The sequence below is a fragment of the Enterobacter cloacae complex sp. GF14B genome (assembly GCF_004136805.1).
GTDB classification, from domain to species: Bacteria; Pseudomonadota; Gammaproteobacteria; order Enterobacterales; family Enterobacteriaceae; genus Enterobacter; species Enterobacter hormaechei_C.
Map to the genome: position 1 here is coordinate 1 of NZ_QFRV01000213.1, position 2,021 is coordinate 2,021.

Annotated in this window: 2 protein-coding genes; both read left to right on the plus strand. The window is 54.4% G+C overall.

The window, feature by feature from the left end:
* The coding region (tssB, locus tag DD606_RS24770) for a type VI secretion system contractile sheath small subunit (RefSeq protein ID WP_126815253.1) at window positions 1–414 on the plus strand (414 nt) is incomplete at its 5' end.
* Window positions 415–454: 40 nt separating this feature from the next.
* Window positions 455–1,990 carry a type VI secretion system contractile sheath large subunit gene (gene tssC / locus DD606_RS24775; protein ID WP_023324775.1) on the plus strand — a complete coding sequence of 512 codons (1,536 nt, stop codon included), beginning with the start codon at window positions 455–457 and terminating at the stop codon, window positions 1,988–1,990.
* Window positions 1,991–2,021: the final 31 nt, after the last annotated feature.

Sequence of the window (2,021 nt, forward strand, 5' to 3'; positions counted from 1 at the left end):
AAGAAAATCGAACTGCCGCTTAAACTCCTCACCGTCGGTGATTTCAGTAATGGAAAAGAGAATCGCCCATTATCGGAAAGGGAGAAAATCAACGTCAATAAAAATAACTTCAACAGCGTACTTTCGGAATTTAACCCGGAAGTGAATCTGACGGTTCCTAACACAATGGCCGGGGATGGCTCGGAAGAAAGCATAAAACTGAATTTCTCCGATATTAAGGATTTCGAACCTGAACAGGTTGCCCGCCAGATCCCCCAGCTCCGCGCCATGCTGGCCATGCGTAATTTATTACGCGACCTCAAATCCAATCTTCTTGATAACGCCACTTTCAGAAAAGAACTCGAGAAAATTCTCAAAGACCCGGCGCTGTCTCAGGAATTACGCGACGAAATGAGCGCACTGGCCCCGAAATAAGCGGCATGTGTAATTTAATGGATTAACCGGGAATATGCTGATGTCTGTGAATACTGAAACCGCCTCCGCGCAGGGGCAGACCACCGTACTGGAAAAAGAAGGCGTTTACGCCTCCCTGTTTGAAAAAATCAACCTGACCCCGGCCTCCAGCCTGGGGGATATCAATGCGTTTCTGGATGACGCCGCGCTTTCTGACGCTCCGGCGGGTGAACGCCTGACGGCGGCGATGCAGGTGTTTATGGACTGCATCCGCAAATCCGGTCAGCCGGTGGAGAAGCTCGACAAAACGCTGATTGACCACCATATCGCTGAGCTGGATTTCCAGATCAGCCGTCAGCTGGATGCCGTAATGCATCACCAGGAGTTCCAGAAGGTGGAGTCCCTGTGGCGCGGCCTGAAGCAGCTGGTGGACAGCACCGACTACCGCCAGAATGTGAAAACCGAAATTCTGGATGTGTCGAAAGAAGATCTGCGTCAGGACTTTGAAGACGCGCCGGAACTTATTCAGAGCGGCCTCTACTGGCACACCTATACCGCCGAATACGACACCCCGGGCGGCGAGCCGATTGGTTCCGTGATTTCATCCTATGAATTTGACGCCAGCCCGCAGGATGTGGCGCTGCTGCGCAACATCTCTAAAGTATCAGCTGCCGCACATATGCCGTTTATTGGCTCTGTCGGTCCGAAATTCTTCCTGAAAGACTCGATGGAAGAGGTCGCTGCAATTAAGGATATCGGCAACTACTTCGACCGCGCGGAATACATCAAGTGGAAATCCTTCCGCGACACCGACGACGCCCGCTACATCGGCCTCGTGATGCCGCGCGTGCTGGGGCGTCTGCCGTATGGCCCGGACACCGTACCGGTACGCAGCTTTAACTACGTTGAGCAGGTGAAAGGCCCGGATCACGAGAAATACCTGTGGACCAGCGCGTCGTTCTCCTTCGCGTCAAACATGGTGAAGAGCTTCATCAATAACGGCTGGTGCGTGCAGATCCGTGGCCCGCAGGCGGGCGGGGCGGTGAAAGATCTGCCTATTCATCTGTACGATCTCGGCACCGGCAACCAGGTGAAAATTCCGTCTGAGGTGATGATCCCGGAGACCCGCGAGTTTGAGTTTGCCAACCTCGGCTTTATTCCGCTCTCGTATTACAAAAACCGCGACTATGCCTGCTTCTTCTCGGCGAACTCCGCGCAGAAACCGGCGTTGTACGACACCGCAGATGCCACGGCCAACAGCCGCATCAACGCCCGTCTGCCGTACATCTTCCTGCTGTCGCGTATTGCGCACTACCTGAAGCTCATCCAGCGCGAGAACATCGGCACCACCAAGGACCGCCGTCTGCTGGAACTGGAGCTGAATACCTGGGTGCGTAGTCTGGTGACGGAAATGACCGATCCGGGCGATGAGTTGCAGGCTTCTCATCCGCTGCGTGACGCGAAAGTGGTGGTGGAAGATATCGAAGACAACCCGGGTTTCTTCCGCGTGAAGCTGTTTGCGGTGCCGCACTTCCAGGTGGAAGGCATGGATGTGAACCTGTCTCTGGTGAGCCAGATGCCGAAAGCGAAAGCGTAAGGCGGTAGCAGGGATGAAAATTTATCGTCCG

Bases quoted from the DNA above. Each gene is read 5' to 3' on its own strand.
- tssC (WP_023324775.1), top strand. From the start codon at position 455: ATGTCTGTGAATACTGAAACCGCCTCCGCGCAGGGGCAGACCACCGTA.